Genomic DNA, 18,723 nt, shown 5'->3' on the forward strand with positions numbered 1-18,723 from the left:
ACCTCCGTCAACAAGGGGGATCATGAGAAGACCGACGATCGCGGACGTCGCCAGGCAGGCCGGAGTCTCCAAGGGAGCCGTCTCCTATGCCCTCAACGGGCAGCCCGGCGTCTCGGAGAGCACCCGTGCCAGGATCATGGCGATCGCCGAGGAGATCGGCTGGCGCCCCAACAGCGCCGCCCGGGCGCTGAACGGCGCGCGAGCGGGCGCCGTCGGCCTGGCCCTGTGCCGTCCCGCCCGCACCCTCGGCATGGAGCCGTTTTTCATGGAGCTCATCAGCGGGATCGAGGGCGAGCTCTCCGCCCGCTCCTACGCGCTCATGCTCCAGGTGGTCGGCGACCACCGGCAGGAGGTCGCGGTCTACCGCCGCTGGTGGGGAGAGGGCCGCGTCGACGGCGCCATCCTCGTCGACCTGCACGTCGGCGACCCCCGGGTGGCCGAGTTCGAGACACTGGGGCTGCCCACCGTGGTGATCGGCCATCCGTCGGAGTCGGGGGCGCTGGTCTCCGTCTGGTCCGACGACGGCGGCGCCGTACGAGAGACGGTGGAATACCTGGTCGCGCTGGGTCATCGCAGGATCGCCAGGGTCGCCGGACTGCCCCGCCTGGTCCACACGGCGCTGCGGGACCGGGCGTTCGCCGAGGCCTGCGAGGGCGTGGCCGAGCAGGTGACGGTGCACACCGACTACACCGGCGAGGAGGGCGCGCGCGCCACCCGGCGGCTGCTCAGCTCTCCCGCCCGGCCCACCGCGATCGTCTACGACAACGACATCATGGCCGTGGCCGGGCTGTCGGCGGCCCAGGACCTACGTCTGGACGTCCCCCGCGACCTGTCCATCGTCGCCTGGGACGACTCACCGCTCTCCCAGGTGGTCCGGCCCCCGCTCACCGCCCTCAGCCGCGACATCTCGGCGTACGGCGGGCACGCGGCCCGCCGCCTGCTCGCTCTGATCGCCGGGGAGGACGTGGGCGCCTTCCAGGACGAGGCGGCTCGCCTCACCCCCCGCGGCAGCACCGCTCCCCCGCCCTCCGGCGTCCCGCACGGATAGACCACTTCTCTCTCCCTCGGCGGCGTCATCGATGTGGCTCGGATAGAACCGATGGGCACCGGCGGGCAGAGCCCGGCCTCAGCCGGCCTCGCCGGCCCCACGCCGGGCCGCGTTCCCGGAATTCTCAGGGCTCCTGAGCTTCACCGGCCCCGCCTCGGGAGCACTTCCGGATTCACCGGCCACGCGCCGGGCGCGCTTGCCTCGGGCGAGCTCGGTGGCCAGCGCGTCCAGGTGCGGGGTCCAGAACCGCCGGTAGCGTTCGAGCCACGCGTCGACCTCCCGCAGGGGCGCGGGATCGACGGCGTACAGGCGGCGGGTGCCTTCGGCCCGGACCGTCGCGAAGCCGTTCTCGCGCAGCACTCGCAGATGCTGCGACACCCCCGGCTGGGAGATCCCGAACTCCTCCTGAACGATCGCGCTGATCGCGCCGGCCGCCTGCTCGCCGTCGGCGAGCAGCTCCAGAATCCGGCGCCGGACCGGATCGCCCAGGACATCGAACGCATGCACAGACATCAGAATTTCAGCAAGGACTTATACAAGTCAACGCGAGTCCGACCGAGCCCGTTCGGTGTCGCAGGCCGCACTCGAATGATTCGACTCCAACGATCTTCTCACTTGGGAAAATGCGAACCAGCATCTTTACATGCCCATGACTATTACTTTAAGTCCCCGATGAATCACTATATGTTTCCAGACAGCGGAGGTGAGCATGCCGGACGGCGGAACCCAGGAAGTCACTCCGATCGGAGCGTTCGGGGACGAGGCAACCGCGAGTGCGGCCATTACGTCCTCAGCCGTTCCCTCGCCGCCGCGACGCCGGCGATCCTTGGTTGCCGGCAATCAAGGATCGTTCGCCTCGATCTTCTCCCCGTGAGCCTGAGGCCGCCAGACCGGTTCAAAAACCGTCCGACTCGGTCTTCGCCCCATGAGCCATGGGTGGTCAGACCGGTTCAAGGATCGTTCGCCTACGATCTTCTCCCCATGGGCCTGAGGCCGCCAGACCGGTTCAAGGAGCGTCCGGCTCGGTTTTCGCCGCGCGAGCCGGGGGGCCGTCAGACCGGTTTACGGGCTTCGATGAGAAATCGCGTCGCATGCGCTTCGAAGGGACCCCTCGCCAGGATCCGGTCGTGAAGGGTCCCGAGTTCGCTACGGTACCGGTCGACGGTGAACCCCGGCACGATCCAGATCACCTTCCGCAGGAAGTAGATCACGGCGCCGATGTCGTGAAACGTCATCCGCAGGGACTCCAGGCGAAGGTCGACCACCTCGAGACCGGCGGCCTCGGCCGCCGCCCTGGCACGTTCGGGGTCACGGGCCGAGCCGGGCGGCCGCGGTCCCATGAAGAACTCCGTCAGCTCCCCGACGCTCCTCGGGCCGACCTCCTGGGAGAGATACGTTCCTCCCGGCTGGAGCACCCGGGCGATCTCCTGCCACCAGGTGGTCACCGGGTGACGGCTGATCACCAGGTCGAAGACGCCGTCACCGAACGGGAGCCTCGGCTCGTCGTCGTCGGCGACGACCGCGACCCCCCGTGGGCGCAGCCTCGCGGTCGCGAGCGCGATGTTCGGTGGCCAGGACTCCGTGGCGACCGTCAGGGAAGGGAGCCGCGGAACACCGGCGAGCACCTCACCCCCGCCGGTCTGGATGTCGAGCGCGGCGACGGCGTGCGCCATCCGCTCCCCCACGAGCCGTGAGTAACCCCACGAGGGACGCTCCTCCGTCGCCCGGCCGTCCAGCCAGGAGAAGTCCCAGCCATCGACCGAGACGGATTCGGCCTCGGCGACCAGTTCCTCGAACGTTCGCGTCGTCATGATCAAAGGTTGGCAGTCTCCTCACCGGCCGTCCAACGAATTTCTCCCCGCGCCCTGCCCGCCCCCTGGGAGACACGGCCTTCAGGAAACACGGGTCGAGCTCCGGCCCCCGACCGGCGCGGAGGCGCCCGGGGACAGGGAACACCCACTCGCCCGCGGTCGGCCGGGTTGTCGAGTCCATCGGCATCACCGGCCCGGCGGCTCCCGTCGGAGACGAGGCCCGGCGATGCCGGTGGAGACGAGGATCGGCGGCTCCCCGCCGGAGACGAGAAAAGGGCCGGTACGGCGACTGCCGTACCGGCCCTTTCAGGGTCGTTCTATGCGTTGATCAACCTACGAGGTGATCAGCGGCCGTAGTGGCCACCACCGCGGTTGTCGGGACGGCCCTCGGAGCGGAACTCGCCGCCGCGGCCGCCACCCGTGCTCGGCCTGTCGGCGCGGAACGGCTGACGGTCACCGGCCGGACGGTCCGAACGGTAGCCACCACCGGTGGGGCGGTCACTGGCCGGACGGTCGGAACGGTAGCCGCCGCCACCCGTGCTCGGCCTGTCGGCGCGGAACGGCTGACGGTCACCGGCCGGACGGTCCGAACGGTAGCCACCACCGGTGGGGCGGTCGCTCGCCGGACGGTCGGAACGGTAGCCGCCACGGCTGTCGTCGCCGGCGGGACGCTCACGGGGCTGGTAGCCCTCGCCGCCACCGCTGTGAGGGGAACGCTCACGGAACCGGCGCGGGCCACGGCCGCCACCGCCACCGCTGCCGCCGAAGCCCTCGCGGCGCTGACGCTGCTTGGTCGCGGGGGCCGAGGGCTCCCAGACCGGGATCGGCTCGCCGGTGGGACGACGCGCACCGGCGGCCTCCTCCAGGCGCGGGTGGCCCGGGGTCGCCTTGATGCGGGACGGCTTGATGCCGGCGCGACGGGTCATCGCGTCGGTGGAGCGACGCTCGTTGGGGAGCACCAGCGTCATGACGGTGCCCTTCTCCCCCGCACGAGCGGTACGGCCACCACGGTGCAGGTAGCTCTTGTGGTCCTGCGGCGGGTCGACGTGCAGCACGAGGCTGATGTTGTCGACGTGGATGCCGCGGGCCGCGACGTCGGTGCAGACCAGGACGTTGATCGCACCTTCCTTGAACTCGGCCAGGATGCGGGTGCGCTGGTTCTGGCGCTTGCCGCCGTGCAGGCCGCCGGCCTTGATGCCGACCTGGGCGAGCTGCTTGCAGAGACGGTCCACTCCGTGCTGGGTGCGCACGAACATGATCGTCCGGCCCTCGCGGTTGGCGATCTCGGCGGTCACCGGGAACTTGTCGTCGCGGTGAACCTCGAGCACGTGGTGCTCCATGGTGTCCACCGACGACAGGGCCGGGGACATCGAGTGGGTCACCGGGTTGGTGAGGAAGCGCCGGACGAGCTTGTCGACGTCGCCGTCGAGGGTGGCCGAGAACAGCAGGCGCTGGCTGTCGGAAGGGGTCTGCTGGAGGATCGCGCTGACGACCGGGAAGAATCCGAGGTCGCACATGTGGTCGGCCTCGTCCAGGACGGTCACGCGGACCTCGTCCAGCGTGCACTCGCCCTGCTGGATCAGGTCGGTGAGGCGGCCCGGCGTGGCCACGACGACCTCGACACCACGACGCAGGGCCTCGATCTGGCGGCCCATGGACATGCCGCCGACGACGGTCTTCATCCGCAGGGACAGACCGCGGCCGAGGGGCTCGAGCGCGTCGGTGACCTGCATGGCCAGCTCGCGGGTCGGCACCAGGATGATGGCCAGCGGGTGGCCCGGGCGGGCCTTGGAGCCGGAGATGCGGGTCATCATGGGCAGGCCGAAGGCCAGCGTCTTGCCGGAACCGGTCTGGCCACGGCCGAGGACGTCACTTCCAGCGAGAATGTCGGGGATCGTGGCCCGCTGGATGGGGAAGGGACTGTCGATGCCCTGGCGGGAAAGCCCGGTCACCAGCGGCTTCGGCAGGCCGAGGAGCGTGAACTCGGACGGGCCGGCGGGGGCCTCAGAGATCTCGGTGATTTCGGGCAGGGCAGCGTCAAGCATGGTCACGAAGACTCGTGCCTTTCGATAGAAGTACGGGGCACGTCACTTCTGCGAAAGGACGAGCCTGGAACGCGCGGCCTGAGGCCGCGCTCAATCAACACCCACATGGGGGCGGTAGTGCGGTGCAAGTCGAGGCGCACCGCACGGGGCGGGTCTAGCTTACCCGCACGCAGTCAAACCACGATCAAGCATACCCGGCGTTCGCAGTGCCAGGCTCGGTCGGGGCGTGCATCATGAGATGAACGCTTGTCCGTCGAATGGAGTCAACACTCCGTGCCGGGCTTTTCTTCCCGGCACCGGGCATCCTCTCACATAATTCGGTACGGCTCGCACCCGAGGGCGCGAGCCGTACCTGGAAGTGCGGATCAAACGTTGAATCCGAGCATGCGGAGCTGCTCGCGACCCTCATCGGTGATCTTGTCCGGGCCCCACGGCGGAAGCCAGACCCAGTTGATCTTCACATCGGAGACCATGCCGTCCAGGGCGGAGTGCGCCTGGTCCTCGATGACGTCGGTCAGCGGGCAGGCCGCGCTGGTCAGCGTCATGTCGATGGTGGCGATCGGCGGGGTGCCGGGCGCCGCGGCGTCGAGGTTGACCCCGTAGATCAGGCCCAGGTCGACCACGTTGATGCCCAGCTCGGGGTCCACGACGTCCTTGAGGGCCTCCATGATCTCGTCAAGGGAGACATCTCCGTCATACGCCGTCGTCGGCGTCTCAACAGCCTTGCTCATTTAGAACTCCTAACGACCGCGTCCTTGTAGGCCATCCAAGCCAGTAGAGCGCACTTCACCCGGGCGGGGAACTTGGCGACCCCGGCGAACGCCACGGCGTCCCCGAGCACGTCCTCGTCGGCCTCCACCTTGCCCCTGCCCTGCATGAGCCGGGTGAACTCGTCCACCACGGCGAGCGTCTCGTCCACGGTCGAGCCCGTGGTCAGCTCGTGCAGAACCGAGGCGGCGGCCTGGCTGATCGAACAGCCCTGGCCGTCGTAGGAGACGTCCTCGACCTTGCCGCCGTCGCCCACCTTCACACGCATGGTGATCTCGTCGCCGCACGTCGGGTTCACGTGGTGAACCTCGGCGTCGTACGGGTCCCTGAGACCTCGCCCCTGTGGATGCTTGTAATGTTCCAGGATCAGCTCCTGGTACATGGACTCGGCGATCATATGGTCGTGCTCACCTTCTCGTTCGCTGCACCGTATGCCCGTGCGTCACCGGTGACCGCGCCCCGGAGGGGCCCGGCCGGCTCGTTGCCCGCTCGCCGGCTTGACTGCTCCGGCATGACTAGGCGAACACCTTCCGCACGTGATGGAGGCCGCGGACCAGGGCGTCGATCTCGGCCGGAGTGTTGTAAAGGTAGAGGGACGCCCGCGTGGTGGCGGGAATCCCGAACCTCAGGTGGAGCGGGCGGGCGCAGTGATGCCCCACCCGCACGGCCACGCCGAAGTTGTCATCCAGGATCTGCCCGACGTCGTGCGGGTGAATCCCTTCAAGAGTGAATGAAACAGTCGCCCCGCGCTGTTCGAGACCTTTCGGGCCGATCACCTTCAGGCCGGGGATCTCCCCCAGCGCGTCGAGCGCGTAGCCGGTGAGCTCGTGCTCGTGACGGGCGATGGCGTCCATCCCGATCTCGGACAGGTAGTCCACCGCGGCGCCGAGACCGATGGCCTCGACGATCGGCGGGGTGCCCGCCTCGAACTTGTGCGGCGCGGGCGCGTAGGTCGAGTGGTCCATCCAGACCGCCTCGATCATCTCGCCGCCGCCCATGAACGGGGGCATGGCGTCCAGCAGCTCGCCGCGGCCCCACAGCACGCCGATCCCGGAGGGGCCGACGACCTTGTGCCCGGTGAAGGCCAGGAAGTCGACGCCCAGCGCGGCCACGTCCACCGCGTGGTGGGGCACCGACTGCGAGGCGTCGAGCATCATCAGCGCGCCGACCTCGCGGACCCTGGCGAGCACCTGGGCGACCGGGTTGATCGTGCCGAGCACGTTCGACTGGTGCACGATCGACACCATCTTCGTGCGCTCGTTGACCAGCTCCTCCAGGTTCGACAGGTCCAGGCGGCCCTCGTCGGTGACGGAGAACCACCTCAGCTTCACGCCGGTGCGCTGCGCGAGCATCTGCCACGGCACGATGTTGGAGTGGTGCTCCATCTCGGAGATGACGATCTCGTCGCCGGGGGCGAGCCGGAAACGGGGATCCTCGGTGATGGGGTTGCCGAAGGCGTAGGCCACCAGGTTGAGCGCCTCGGAGGCGTTCTTGGTGAAGATGATCTCGTCGCGGCTCGGCGCGCCGATGAAGGCGGCGACCTTGTCGCGGGCGGTCTCGTACGCCTCGGTGGACTCGGCGCCCAGCGCGTGCAGGGCACGGCCGACGTTGCTGTAGTGCATGGCCAGGTGATCGCGCATGACCTCGATCACCTGGGTGGGCTTCTGAGCGGAGTTTCCCGAGTCAAGGTAGACCAGCGGCCTGCCGCCGGGCAGCTCCCGGGAGAGGACGGGGAAGTCCTTCCTGATCCTCTCCACGTCAAAGCCTGTGCTCATTACGCAGATGCCTTCGTGTATGCCTCGTAGCCCTCGGCCTCGAGCTTGTCGGCGAGCTCCGGTCCACCCTGCTCCACGATGCGTCCCGCGGCGAAGACGTGGACGAAGTCCGGCTTCACGTAGCGCAGGATGCGGGTGTAGTGGGTGATGAGCAGCACGCCGGTCTCGCCGGAGGAGCGGAAGCGGTTGATGCCCTCGGAGACCACGCGCAGCGCGTCGACGTCCAGGCCGGAGTCGGTCTCGTCGAGGACGGCGATCTTCGGCTTGAGCAGCTCGAGCTGGAGGATCTCGTGGCGCTTCTTCTCGCCGCCGGAGAAGCCCTCGTTCAGGTTGCGCTGGGCGAAGGCGGCGTCGATGGACAGGGCGTCCATGCCGGTCTTCAGGTCCTTGGCGAACTGGCGGAGCTTGGGAGCCTCGCCGCGCATGGAGGTGACCGCGGTGCGCAGGAAGTTGGAGACGCTGACGCCGGGGACCTCGACCGGATACTGCATGGCGAGGAACAGGCCCGCGCGGGCGCGCTCGTCGACCGTCATCTCCAGCAGGTCGGCGCCGTCCAGCAGGACCCGGCCACTGGTGATGGTGTATTTCGGGTGGCCCGCGATCGCGTAGGCGAGCGTGGACTTGCCCGAGCCGTTGGGGCCCATGATGGCGTGGGTCTCGCCGGCCTTCACGGTCAGGTTGACACCGCGCAGGATTTCCTTGTCCCCGACGGCGACGTGCAGGTCATGGATTTCAAGGGTGGACCCCGAGGGGACTCGGCTCACATCAGACACTGTTATGACTCCTTCGAAAGCGAGACGAGGACGTCATCGCCGTCGATCTTTACTCGGTATACGGGAACGGGCTTGTTGGCGGGCGGGCCCGTGGGCTTGCCCGAGCGGAGGTCGAAGCAGGAGCCGTGCAGCCAGCACTCCAGGGTGCCTTCGTAGACCTCGCCCTCGCTGAGCTTCACCTCGGCGTGGGAGCACACGTCGTGCAGGGCGAAGACCTCTTCACCCTGGCGGACCAGGGCGATCGGGGTCTCCCCCACCTCTAGGCCGATCACACCGTCATCGGGGATGTCGGCCAGCTTGCAGACTTTCTCGAAGGTCACTTTTCGAGCTCCGCCTCAACCTTGGCGAGCACCCGCTCACGGAGTTCGGGAAGCTCGATCTTCTCCAGGAGCTGCGCGAAGAAGCCCCGGATGACCAGGCGGCGCGCGTCCTCGAACGGGATGCCGCGGGCCTGGAGGTAGAAGATGTGCTCGTCGTCCAGGCGTCCGGAGGCGCTGGCGTGACCGGCCCCGGCGACCTCACCGGTGAGGATCTCCAGGTTCGGCACCGAGTCGGCGCGGGCGCCGTCGGTGAGCAGCAGGTTGCGGTTCAGCTCGTAGGTGTCGGTGCCCTCGGCCTCGACCCTGATGATGACGTCGCCGATCCACACCGCGTGGGCGTCCTGACCCTGCAAAGCGCCCTTGTAGGCGACGTTGCTCTTGCAGTTCGGCTGGGAGTGGTCCACCAGCAGGCGGTGCTCCAGGTGCTGGCCGGCGTCCACGAAGTAGAGGCCGATCAGCTCGGCGTCGCCGCCGGGTCCCGCGTAGGAGACCGACGGTGAGAGCCGTACCAGGTCGCCGCCGAGGGTGACCACGAAGCTGCGGAAGGTCGCGTCCTTGGCGAGCTGGGCGTGGTGATGGGAGACGTGCACGGTGTCGTCGGCCCAGTCCTGCAGGCTGACGACCTTGAGCGTGGCGCCCTCGCCCACGACGAACTCGACGTTGTCGGCGTAGACCGCGCTGCCCTGGTGGTCCAGGACGACCACGGCCTCGGCCATCGGCTCAAGCTTGACGACCGTGTGGCCGTAGGCGTGGCCCTCACCGGATCCGGTGAAGGTGATCACGGTCGGCTTGGAGGCGACGACCTCGCGCGCCACCGTGAGCACGGTGGCCTTCTCGAAGGCGGCGTAGGCCTGGGCGCTGACCCGGTCGGCGGGCACGTAGGCCTTGCCGAGCCGCTGGTCGTCGCGGCCCACGGTCTCCACCGTGACCTCGGGGGCGGCGTCCACGTGGACGGCCACGCTCCCGGAGGTCGCGGCACCGCTGTGCAGACCCTTGAGGCGGGAGAGCGGGGTGAACCGCCACTCCTCTTCGCGGCCGGTCGGGACCGCGAAGTCCTCCACGTTGTACGAGGCCTTCTCGTGGAGTGTCGACAGAGGTTTGGTTTCGAGGCCCATCAGCCGACGGCCCCTTCCATCTGCAGCTCGATCAGGCGGTTCAGCTCGAGGGCGTACTCCATCGGGAGCTCACGCGCGATCGGCTCGACGAAGCCGCGCACGATCATCGCCATCGCCTCGTCCTCGCCCAGACCGCGGCTCATCAGGTAGAAGAGCTGGTCGTCGGAGACCTTGGAGACCGTGGCCTCGTGTCCCATGGAGACGTCGTCCTCACGCACGTCCACGTAGGGATAGGTGTCGGAGCGGCTGATCTGGTCGACCAGCAGCGCGTCGCACTTGACGGTGCTGGCGCTGCCGTACGCGCCCTCCTCGATCTGGACCAGACCGCGGTAGGAGGTGCGGCCGCCGCCACGGGCGACGGACTTGGAGATGACGCTGGAGCTGGTGTGCGGCGCGAGGTGCACCATCTTGGAGCCGGCGTCCTGGTGCTGGCCCTCGCCCGCGAAGGCGACGCTCAGCGTCTCACCCTTGGCGTACTCGCCCATGAGGTAGACGGCCGGGTACTTCATGGTGACCTTGGAGCCGATGTTGCCGTCGACCCACTCCATGGTCGCGTGCTCGTAGGCCACGGCGCGCTTGGTGACCAGGTTGTAGACGTTGTTCGACCAGTTCTGGATGGTCGTGTAACGGCAGCGGGCGCCCTTCTTCACGATGATCTCCACGACCGCGCTGTGCAGCGAGTCGGAGGAGTAGATCGGCGCCGTACAGCCCTCGACGTAGTGGACGTAGGAGTTCTCGTCCACGATGATCAGGGTCCGCTCGAACTGGCCCATGTTCTCGGTGTTGATCCGGAAGTAGGCCTGGAGCGGAATCTCCACGTTGACGTTCGGCGGCACGTAGATGAAGCTGCCACCGCTCCACGTGGCCGTGTTCAGGGCGGCGAACTTGTTGTCGCCGACCGGGATCACGGTGCCGAAGTATTCCTTGAAGAGCTCTTCGTGCTCCTTGAGCGCGGTGTCGGTGTCGACGAAGATGACACCCTTGTCCTCAAGGTCCTTCTGGATCTGGTGGTAGACGACCTCGGACTCGTACTGGGCGGCGACGCCGGCGACCAGGCGCTGCTTCTCCGCCTCCGGGATGCCAAGCTTGTCATAGGTGTTCTTGATGTCATCGGGCAGCTCTTCCCAGGAAGCGGCCTGCTTCTCGGTGGAGCGCACAAAGTATTTGATGTTGTCGAAGTCAATGCCGCTGAGGTCGGAACCCCAGTTGGGCATGGGCTTCTTGCCGAACAGGCGCAGGCCCTTCAGACGGAGCTCCAGCATCCACTCCGGCTCGTTCTTGAGAGCGGAGATGTTGCGGACGACCTCCTCGGACAGGCCACGACGTGCTGTGGAACCAGCGAGGTCCGAGTCGGCCCAGCCGAACTTATAATTCCCGAGGCCTTCCAGCTCCGGGCGGTCGGTGACAGTCACCTTCCGGTCTCCTTACTCAATGTGTCGATCGTTTCGTGGATTGCTGACGACTGCCCCGGCCCCGATGCCTGCGAGCTCGTCCTACGCTCTTTCGCACCCGGCTCGGTCGTTCTGTGGGGGCTGACGTGAGTGGTGCATACGCCGTCGCCGTGGGCGATGGTCGCGAGCCGCTGCACGGGAGTGCCGAGGATCTGCGCGAACGCCTCCGTCTCGGCCTCACAGAGCTGCGGGAACTCCGCGGCCACGTGCGCCACCGGGCAGTGGTGCTGGCACAGCTGCTCGCCACCGAGGCTTGCCTTGCTCGCCGAGGCGGCGTAGCCCTCGGCCGACAGTGCCTCGGCCAGGACGCGAACCCGCTGGTCGACGGGGACCTCGCTCATCTCCGGCCGCAGGCGCTCGACGAGAGCCGACACCTGTGACCGCGCGAACTCGGCCACGGCCTCCTCGCCCACACGCTCGGCGAGGAAACGCAGCGCGCTTCCCGCGAGCCCATCGTAGGCGTGCTCGAAGGCGCTCCGCCCGGCATCGGTGATGACGAACATCTTCGCCGGACGTCCGCGTCCGCGCTGGCCGCGGGGCCTCGCCGTACGGACCTCGGTCAGGCCGTCGACGAGCAACGCGTCCAGATGGCGGCGGACGGCGGCGGGGGTCAGACCGAGCCGTTCGCCGAGGGAGGCGGCGGTGATGGGTCCGTGCTCCAGGATGAGCCGGGCGACACGCGCACGCGTGCTCCGCTCGGCGGACACGCCGGAGAGCCGCACGACGGCGGTCTCCTCGGTGCCCGGCATCTCGGTCACGTATTTCACAACATCAGTGTGCCTTAATTGCTTCCCGGGTGACAACCGGTATCGGACCCCCCGGGAATGCGGTTTGTCACGCAGGTAAGCCTTACCTAACCTGCGGAAACGCTCTTCGGCGACCACCGCAGACCGACGAAGGCGACGACGGCCGCGAGGGTGAACCCGGCCAGGACCAGAGCCATCGGCAGCACCGAACCGCCGCCGCCGATCCCCACCAGCGGGGCCGCGACCGCACCGATCGCGAACTGCAGCACGCCGGTCAGCGCCGAGGCGCTCCCGGCGATCTGCTGGGGCTGTCCGGCCAGCGCGAGCGCGCCGCTGCCCGGCAGGACGAAGCCCGCGCCGCACATCATCACGAACAGCGCGGCGATCAGCACCCACAGGGGCAGGTCGAACAGGGCCGTGGCGAGCAGTGCCACGGCTCCGATCGCGTTGAGGAACAGCCCGATGAGGATCAGCCGCTCGGGGGTCATCCTGCGACCGGCGAGACGGCCGCCGATCTGCGCGGTGATGGTCAGGCCGAAGGAGTTCAGCGCGAACACCAGGGAGAAGGTCTGCGGCGAGGCGCCGTACACCTCCTGGAGCACGAACGGCGAGCCGGAGATGTAGGCGAACAGGCCGCCGAAGCCCAGGCCGCCGGCCAGCGCGCTGGCCATGAAGGAGCGGTGCCGGAGCAGGTGGCCGAAGGTGACGAGGGTGTGCTTGAGCCCGCCGCCCTCGCGCCGGTCGGACGGGAGCGTCTCCCGGACCCAGAACATCGCGGCGGCCAGCAGGAGGAGTCCCGCGACGCTGAGCGAGACGAAGACGCCGCGCCAGGAGGTGTGGTTGAGCAGCTGCGCGCCCGCGATCGGGGCCAGGATCGGCGCGAGGCCGCTGACGAGCATGAGGGTGGCGAAGATGCGGGCGATGGCCGCGCCCTCGTAGAGGTCACGGACGACCGCGCGGACGATCACCAGCGCGGCGCCGCCCGCGATGCCCTGGAGCAGGCGGAACCCGACCAGCCCGTACACCGAGGGCGAGAACGCGCACAGCAGGGAGGCGACGGCGTAGGCCGCGATGCCGAGCAGCAGTGGCGTCCGCCGGCCGCGCACGTCGCTGAGCGGGCCCGCGATGACCTGTCCCACGGCGACGCCGATGAGACACGCGGTCAGGGTGAGCTGCACCTCCGCCTGTCCGGTGGCCATCTCCCCGGCGATGGCGGGCAGCGCGGGCAGGTACATGTCGATCGAGAGGGGACCGATCGCCGACAGCGCGCCCAGGATGAGCAGCAGTCCCCTGCGCCGTGTGATCGGCGCGACCTCCGGCGCGATGACGGCCGCAGTCATACCCGATCCCCTTTTCCTCGCAGGCCACGATGGGCCCACGAGGGCCAGAGGGTCTAAACCACAACCGGGTCATCCGAATTCCTTAGTAACGGAAATTTCGGTAAAAATACCTATATGTGACGCTCGAGCGGGTGGAGGAGCGGGAGCGGCGACGCCCGCCACCCGGGTGTCCGGGCACCGGACCGGCGGGACGGCGGGCGGCCCGGCGCGGCCGCGCTCCCAGGTCGGAGGCCCCGGAGGGCCGAAGGTTTCCGCGGGATCCGGCCGGAGTCCTCCGCCGCCGGAAACCGGGCAGGCGCCGGACTCCGGCCGGATCCCGACCGGTGGTCCGGGCGCGTGACCGGCACGGGCAGTCCCTAAACTCGTGGTCATGGAGTCCCCAGCCGTCGAGATCATCGATCTGGTCAAGAGATACGGCCGAACGACCGCGATCGACGGCCTCACCTTCAGTGCCGCCCGCGGCGCGGTCACCGCGATCCTCGGCCCCAACGGCGCGGGCAAGACCACGACCGTCGAGATCTGCGAGGGGTTCCGGCGAGCCGACGGCGGCACCGTGAACGTGCTCGGGCTCGACCCCTCCAGGGCGGAGCTGCGGGCGAAGGTCGGGGTGATGCTCCAGGCGGGCGGCGTGCCTCCGGCGATGCGCTGCGGAGAGTGGCTGCGCCTGATGAGCCGTTTCCACGCCAGCCCCCTGGACCCGGCTGCGCTGCTGGATCGCCTGGGACTGACGGAGCACGCCCGCACGCCGTACCGGAGGATGTCCGGCGGCCAGCAGCAGCGGGTGTCGCTGGCCGCGGCCGTCATCGGCCGCCCCGAGCTGGTCTTCCTCGACGAGCCCACCGCGGGCCTGGACCCGCAGGCCAGGCACGCCTGCTGGGAACTGGTGAGCGACCTGCGCACCGCCGGGGTCTCGGTGGTGCTCACCACCCACCACATGGACGAGGCGGAGAAGCTCTCCGACCAGATCGTGATCATCGATCACGGCAGGGTCGTGGCCGAGGGCACGCCCACCTCGCTGACCGGCGCCGAGCGGCAACTGCGCTTCCGCGCCCGGCCCGGGCTCTCCCTGGACGAGCTGCTCGCCGCGCTGCCGGGCGGCAGCGCGGCCAAGGAGTCGCCGTCGGGGCACTACATCATCGAGGGACAGGTCGGGCCCGAGCTCCTGGCGACCGTGACCACCTGGTGCGCCGCCGAGGGCGTCACCGCCGACGACCTGAGCATCGAGCGCCGCACCCTGGAGGACGTCTTCCTCGAACTGACCGGCCGTGAGCTCCGATGACGCTCCCCTCCCGCCCCTCTCACCGCCGAGTGCGGCCCGTTCATCGACGGGCCCGGCCCGCGCCAGACCGCAGGAGACCACAGTGACGACCCTGGACTTCGCACCCGCCCCGGGTGCCGCACCGCTCCACCGGATGGTGCTGGCGCAGGCGGGCGCGGAGATCCGGTCCATGCTCCGCAACGGCGAGCAGCTCCTGCTCACAATGATCATTCCGGTGCTGCTGCTCGTCGGCTTCTCGGCCGCCCCGCTGGTGGACGTCGGCGGCGGCTCCCGGGTGGACTTCATGACCCCCGGCGTGCTCGCGCTGGCCGTGATGTCCACGGCCTTCACCGGGCAGGCCATCGCGACCGGCTTCGAGCGCCGGTACGGCGTGCTGAAACGGCTGGGCGCGACCCCGCTGTCGCGGACCGGGCTCATGCTGGCCAAGACCCTCGCGGTGGTCGCCGTGGAGATCATCCAGGTGGTGGTCCTCAGCGGGGTGGCGATCGCCCTGGGCTGGCGTCCCGCGAGCTCCCCCCTGGCCGTGGTCTCCCTGATCCTGCTGATCCTGCTGGGCACCGCCGCGTTCAGCGGTCTGGGCCTGCTGATGGCGGGCACCCTGCGCGCGGAGGCCACGCTCGCCGGGGCCAACCTCGTCTACCTGGTGCTGCTCGGCTGCGGCGGGGTCGTCTTCCCGCTCTCGAAGTTCCCGGAGTCGGTGCGGCCGGTGCTGGAGGCGCTGCCGATCTCCGCGCTGACCGGCGGGCTCCGCTCGGTCCTGACCGACGGCGCCGGGCTGCCGCTGGCCGCGGTGGCCATCCTCGCGGCCTGGGCCGCGGTGTCACTTTTCATTACTTCGCGAACTTTTCGCTGGGAATGATCAACACGCCTTAGCATCCTCCGAGTGATCATCACCGAAACGCGATCTTCATCCGTATCGGCGACACGACATTCGGGGCGAATGTGGCCGAGTCTGGCCATGGGGATTGTTGCCACGCTTGTCGCCGTCGCCGGCTCGTCAACGGTCTCCCAGTCATCCGACGAACTGGCCACTCTCAGCGCGGCCGGCCGGAGCGCGGGCGGGCTCTGGGAGCTGGCCATGAACATCGACGGGCACTTCCTGCCCTACTACGGCTTCATGCACCTGTGGCTGGAGTTCGGCCAGGCGCAGTGGTGGCTGCGGCTGCCCTCGGCGATCGCGACGGGCGTGGCCACCGCGCTCATCGCCGATCTGGGACGGCGGCTGCACTCCCTGCCCGCCGGCCTGGCCGCGGCGGCCGTCTACGTGTTCGTGCCCTCGGTCTCCTACCACGGGCAGAACATCCGCTCCTACGCGTTCGCGGCCGCCGCCACGGTCCTGGCCATCTGGGCGCTGCACCGGGCCGCGGAGGAGCCCGAACGGCCCGGCGGCTGGTGGAGATACGCGGCGGCCGTCGCGCTGCTCGGCTGCACCCAGGTGTTCGCGCTGCTCGTGCTGGCCGCCCACCTGCTCGCCGTGGCGCTGTACGACAGGAGCCTCCTGAGGAGGATGCTGCCGAGCATGGCCCTCGGGTGCCTTCCCGGAGCGGCCTGGGTCGTGATCGGCTTCAACGAACGGCACGCGATCAGCTGGATCACGATGCCCGGCCCGGACGTGTTCCTGGCGCTGCCCAAGATGGTGGGGGGCACCTCGCTCGCGGGGTGCGTCCTGCTGGTCCTGGCGCTGTCCGCCCTGTTCCTGTGGCGGCGGCTCCGCGCCGACCGGCTCTGGATGACGGCTCTGGCCGGCTGGGCCGTCCTGCCGCCCCTCCTGCTGTTCACCCTGTCCCACCTGGTCTCCCCGATCTACGTCGACCGCTACCTGTTCGCGACGGTGCCCGCCTACGCGCTGCTGGCCGGGATCGCCCTGGCCTCGGTGCCCCACGTGCTCACCGCCCTCACGCTGACGGGCTTTCTGGCCGCGGGGCTGCCGGGGCAGCTCGACCTCCGCGGGGAGGACGGCCACCACGAGAACTTCCCCCGGGCGGTGCGGGTCATCACGGGCGAGGCCCGCCCCGGAGACGCGATCATGTACGGACGGTCCTCGCTGCGGGAGGGCTTCCGCTACTACGGCGGGGCGAGCCTCCCCGACGACGTGCTGCTCCTGGGCGGCGACCCCCTGCCGGAGTCCTTCGGCTATCCGGAACGGACCGACGTCGCCGCGGCCGTCGGCGGGGTCGAACGGGTCTGGGTGATCTGGCGGGGCGCCCCCGAGGCGGGCTCTCGCATCGACAAGGTCATCACCCTGGTCGGGGAGGGGTTCGTCCGCGACAGGGCATGGCGGACGGGACGGGTGCCCGGTATGACCGTGGCGCTCTACACCCGGCGGGCATGACCGCGAGGCCCCGCGGGAGACGACCGTGACACTCCATGGTCGTGGTGCCGTCCGCGGCGGTGGGGTCGTCTCACATGACGGACATCGCCCAGGAAATGGCACCCTCCATGAGTAAGGTCGGAACGACAGTAAGGTCTGAACCACCGCATTGCACCTGGCACCGAGGAGTCCCGTGACCGCCCAAGCCCTGGACGGGCCCGCCGAGCCGTACGAGCCCGGACTGCCCAGGCCCGGAGCGCTGCTGCGCGCCGCGTCCGACGCCATCCCGCCGTCCGGGCTGGTGCTGCTGGCCATCCTGTCCGTGCAGGTGGGCGCGGGATTCGCCAAGGACCTGTTCTCCCAGCTGCCGCCGAGCGCGGTGGTGTTCCTGCGGATCGCGATGGGCGCGCTGATCATGGGCGTGGTCGCCCGGCCCCGGCTGAAGGGGCTGACCAGGGCAGACCTCGGGGCGGGCGTGGCGTTCGGCGTGACGCTGGGCGTGATGAACCTGTCGTTCTACGAGGCCCTGGCGCGGCTGCCCATGGGCATCGCCGTGGCGATCGAGTTCCTCGGCCCGCTCGGCGTGGCGGTGGCCGCCTCGCGCCGCCGCATGGACCTGCTCTGGGTCGTGCTGGCCGGGTCGGGCGTGGTGATGCTGGCCCCGTGGGGGACGGCGACCTCCCGGATCAGCTGGGCCGGGATCGGGTTCGCGCTGGTCGCGGCGGTCTGCTGGGCGGGTTACATCCTGCTGTCGGCCTCGGTGGGCGGGCGTTTCCCCGGCACGACCGGCCTCTCCTTCGCGATGATCGTGTCGTTCCTGGTGATCGCCCCCGTGGGGATCACCACCGGTGGGGCCGACCTGCTCCAGCCGGAACTGCTGCTGATCGGGCTCGGGGTGGGCCTGCTGTCATCGGTCATCCCCTACTCCATCGAGCTGGAGGCGCTGCGCAGGATGCCCAAGCGGGTGTTCGGCATCCTGATGAGCCTGGAGCCCGCGGTGGCCGCGATCGTCGGCCTGCTCGTGCTGGGTGAGGTGCTCGAGGTGCGCGAGTGGGCCGCCATCGGCTGCGTGGTCATCGCCAGCGTGGGCGCGACCCGCAGCACCCGCTGACCGTCGGCGTGGCCGGGACCCGCTGCGCCCGCCGGCCGTCGACGTGGAGCCGCCGGCCGGCCGCGGGGCCGCGCGTCCCCCTCGTGGTCACGGATGACGTGGCAGACGCCGGCCGGTCGCGCCGCGTCGGGGACTACTGCGGGGGCCGGGCCCAGATTCCCCGGACGTGCTGGATGTGGTCGCGCATCAGCTGCTCGGCGGCGTCCGCGTCGCCGGCCGCGAGCAGCTCCAGCAGATCGAGGTGCTCGCGGGCGGAGTCGGGGAGACGGCCCCGCTGATGGAGGGCGGACAGGCCGTACAGCCGGGCCCGCTTGCGCAGGTCGCGCACCACCTCCACGAGGTGGACGTTGCCCGCCAGCGCCAGGAGCTCCACGTGGAAGCGGAGGTCGGCGTCGACGTAGGCGAGCAGGTCGCCGCGTTCCGCCGCGTCGACGATCTCCTGAGCCACCGGGCGGAGCAGGTCGAAGCTCTCCGCGCGGTCCGTGCCGGCCAGCCGGGCCACCGTGGGCACCTCGATGAGCCTGCGGATCTCGGTGAGCTCGTCCAGGTCGCGGTCGGACATCTCGGTGACCCGGAAGCCCTTGTTGCGCACCGCCTCGACCAGGCCCTCCTTGGTCAGGTCGAGCATCGCCTCGCGCACCGGGGTCGCCGAGACCCCGAACTGGGCGGCCAGCACCGGCGCCGAGTAGACCGTGCCCGGCCTCATCTCACCGGTGATCAGTGCCGCCCTCAGCGCGTGAGCCACCTGCTCCCGCAGGCTCTGCCGCTCGCTCACGACCGGCAGGTCGAGCCGGTTGTCCGCCGAAGAACTCATGCCGGCGCCTCTCATC

At 69.6% G+C, this 18,723-nt stretch carries 18 protein-coding genes; 5 read left to right on the plus strand and 13 right to left on the minus strand.

Annotated elements, in window-relative coordinates:
- Positions 1 to 22: 22 nt before the first annotated feature.
- A complete protein-coding gene (locus tag CHC08_RS27530; RefSeq protein WP_089210276.1) occupies positions 23 to 1,048 on the plus strand; it encodes a LacI family DNA-binding transcriptional regulator in 1,026 nt (341 codons plus the stop codon).
- 78 nt (positions 1,049 to 1,126) lie between these two features.
- Here CHC08_RS27530 and CHC08_RS27535 read toward each other — a convergent pair whose 3' ends face one another.
- The 12 genes from CHC08_RS27535 to CHC08_RS27590 all read right to left on the minus strand — a co-directional run bounded on the left by CHC08_RS27535 (position 1,127) and on the right by CHC08_RS27590 (position 13,192).
- On the minus strand, positions 1,127 to 1,555 hold the full coding sequence (locus CHC08_RS27535; protein WP_089210319.1) for a metalloregulator ArsR/SmtB family transcription factor: 429 nt from the start codon (positions 1,553 to 1,555) through the stop codon (positions 1,127 to 1,129).
- Positions 1,556 to 2,100: 545 nt separating this feature from the next.
- Positions 2,101 to 2,859: a class I SAM-dependent methyltransferase gene (locus CHC08_RS27540; protein ID WP_089210320.1), complete on the minus strand. Its 759-nt coding sequence runs from the start codon at positions 2,857 to 2,859 to the stop codon at positions 2,101 to 2,103.
- Positions 2,860 to 3,203: 344 nt separating this feature from the next.
- A complete protein-coding gene (locus CHC08_RS27545; protein ID WP_089210321.1) occupies positions 3,204 to 4,904 on the minus strand; it encodes a DEAD/DEAH box helicase in 1,701 nt (566 codons plus the stop codon).
- A 365-nt stretch (positions 4,905 to 5,269) separates the two neighbouring features.
- Positions 5,270 to 5,635, minus strand: coding sequence for a metal-sulfur cluster assembly factor (locus CHC08_RS27550; protein WP_089210277.1), 366 nt, complete (start codon positions 5,633 to 5,635; stop codon positions 5,270 to 5,272).
- Positions 5,632 to 6,069 (minus strand): Fe-S cluster assembly sulfur transfer protein SufU, encoded by a 438-nt coding sequence (gene sufU, locus CHC08_RS27555; RefSeq protein WP_089210278.1) that lies wholly within the window; start codon positions 6,067 to 6,069, stop codon positions 5,632 to 5,634. The genes CHC08_RS27550 and sufU overlap by 4 nt, the downstream gene beginning before the upstream one ends.
- A 118-nt stretch (positions 6,070 to 6,187) precedes the next feature.
- Positions 6,188 to 7,447 (minus strand): cysteine desulfurase, encoded by a 1,260-nt coding sequence (locus CHC08_RS27560; RefSeq protein WP_089210279.1) that lies wholly within the window; start codon positions 7,445 to 7,447, stop codon positions 6,188 to 6,190.
- A complete protein-coding gene (gene sufC / locus CHC08_RS27565) occupies positions 7,447 to 8,178 on the minus strand; it encodes a Fe-S cluster assembly ATPase SufC (protein ID WP_218825511.1) in 732 nt (243 codons plus the stop codon). The genes CHC08_RS27560 and sufC overlap by 1 nt, the downstream gene beginning before the upstream one ends.
- Before the next feature lie 44 nt (positions 8,179 to 8,222).
- A complete protein-coding gene (locus tag CHC08_RS27570) occupies positions 8,223 to 8,540 on the minus strand; it encodes a Rieske (2Fe-2S) protein (RefSeq protein ID WP_089210281.1) in 318 nt (105 codons plus the stop codon).
- Positions 8,537 to 9,655 (minus strand): Fe-S cluster assembly protein SufD, encoded by a 1,119-nt coding sequence (sufD, locus tag CHC08_RS27575; protein ID WP_089210282.1) that lies wholly within the window; start codon positions 9,653 to 9,655, stop codon positions 8,537 to 8,539. The genes CHC08_RS27570 and sufD overlap by 4 nt, the downstream gene beginning before the upstream one ends.
- Complete coding sequence (gene sufB, locus CHC08_RS27580; protein ID WP_089210283.1) at positions 9,655 to 11,067, minus strand: Fe-S cluster assembly protein SufB; 1,413 nt, start codon at positions 11,065 to 11,067, stop codon at positions 9,655 to 9,657. Before sufB ends, sufD begins: the two co-directional genes overlap by 1 nt.
- Complete coding sequence (locus CHC08_RS27585) at positions 11,064 to 11,855, minus strand: helix-turn-helix transcriptional regulator (RefSeq protein WP_143653368.1); 792 nt, start codon at positions 11,853 to 11,855, stop codon at positions 11,064 to 11,066. Before CHC08_RS27585 ends, sufB begins: the two co-directional genes overlap by 4 nt.
- Before the next feature lie 104 nt (positions 11,856 to 11,959).
- The gene (locus CHC08_RS27590; RefSeq protein WP_089210285.1) at positions 11,960 to 13,192 is read right to left on the minus strand and encodes a multidrug effflux MFS transporter; all 1,233 of its coding nucleotides are present in this window, start codon (positions 13,190 to 13,192) and stop codon (positions 11,960 to 11,962) included.
- A 370-nt stretch (positions 13,193 to 13,562) separates the two neighbouring features.
- Between CHC08_RS27590 and CHC08_RS27595 the strand changes: the two genes are divergently transcribed.
- The 4 genes from CHC08_RS27595 to CHC08_RS27610 all read left to right on the plus strand — a co-directional run bounded on the left by CHC08_RS27595 (position 13,563) and on the right by CHC08_RS27610 (position 17,893).
- A complete protein-coding gene (locus CHC08_RS27595; protein ID WP_089210286.1) occupies positions 13,563 to 14,471 on the plus strand; it encodes an ABC transporter ATP-binding protein in 909 nt (302 codons plus the stop codon).
- Positions 14,472 to 14,604: 133 nt separating this feature from the next.
- Complete coding sequence (locus CHC08_RS27600; RefSeq protein WP_089210322.1) at positions 14,605 to 15,330, plus strand: ABC transporter permease; 726 nt, start codon at positions 14,605 to 14,607, stop codon at positions 15,328 to 15,330.
- A 99-nt stretch (positions 15,331 to 15,429) separates the two neighbouring features.
- The gene (locus CHC08_RS27605; protein WP_089210287.1) at positions 15,430 to 16,803 is read left to right on the plus strand and encodes a glycosyltransferase family 39 protein; all 1,374 of its coding nucleotides are present in this window, start codon (positions 15,430 to 15,432) and stop codon (positions 16,801 to 16,803) included.
- 172 nt (positions 16,804 to 16,975) lie between these two features.
- Positions 16,976 to 17,893 (plus strand): EamA family transporter, encoded by a 918-nt coding sequence (locus CHC08_RS27610; protein ID WP_179282238.1) that lies wholly within the window; start codon positions 16,976 to 16,978, stop codon positions 17,891 to 17,893.
- Positions 17,894 to 18,026: 133 nt separating this feature from the next.
- On the opposite strand, the gene CHC08_RS27615 is transcribed toward CHC08_RS27610, so the two are convergent.
- On the minus strand, positions 18,027 to 18,707 hold the full coding sequence (locus tag CHC08_RS27615; RefSeq protein ID WP_089210324.1) for a GntR family transcriptional regulator: 681 nt from the start codon (positions 18,705 to 18,707) through the stop codon (positions 18,027 to 18,029).
- Between the last annotated feature and the right edge of the window lie 16 nt (positions 18,708 to 18,723).

Source organism: Streptosporangium subroseum (genome assembly GCF_900188345.1).
In the GTDB taxonomy this organism is placed as follows: domain Bacteria; phylum Actinomycetota; class Actinomycetes; order Streptosporangiales; family Streptosporangiaceae; genus Streptosporangium; species Streptosporangium subroseum.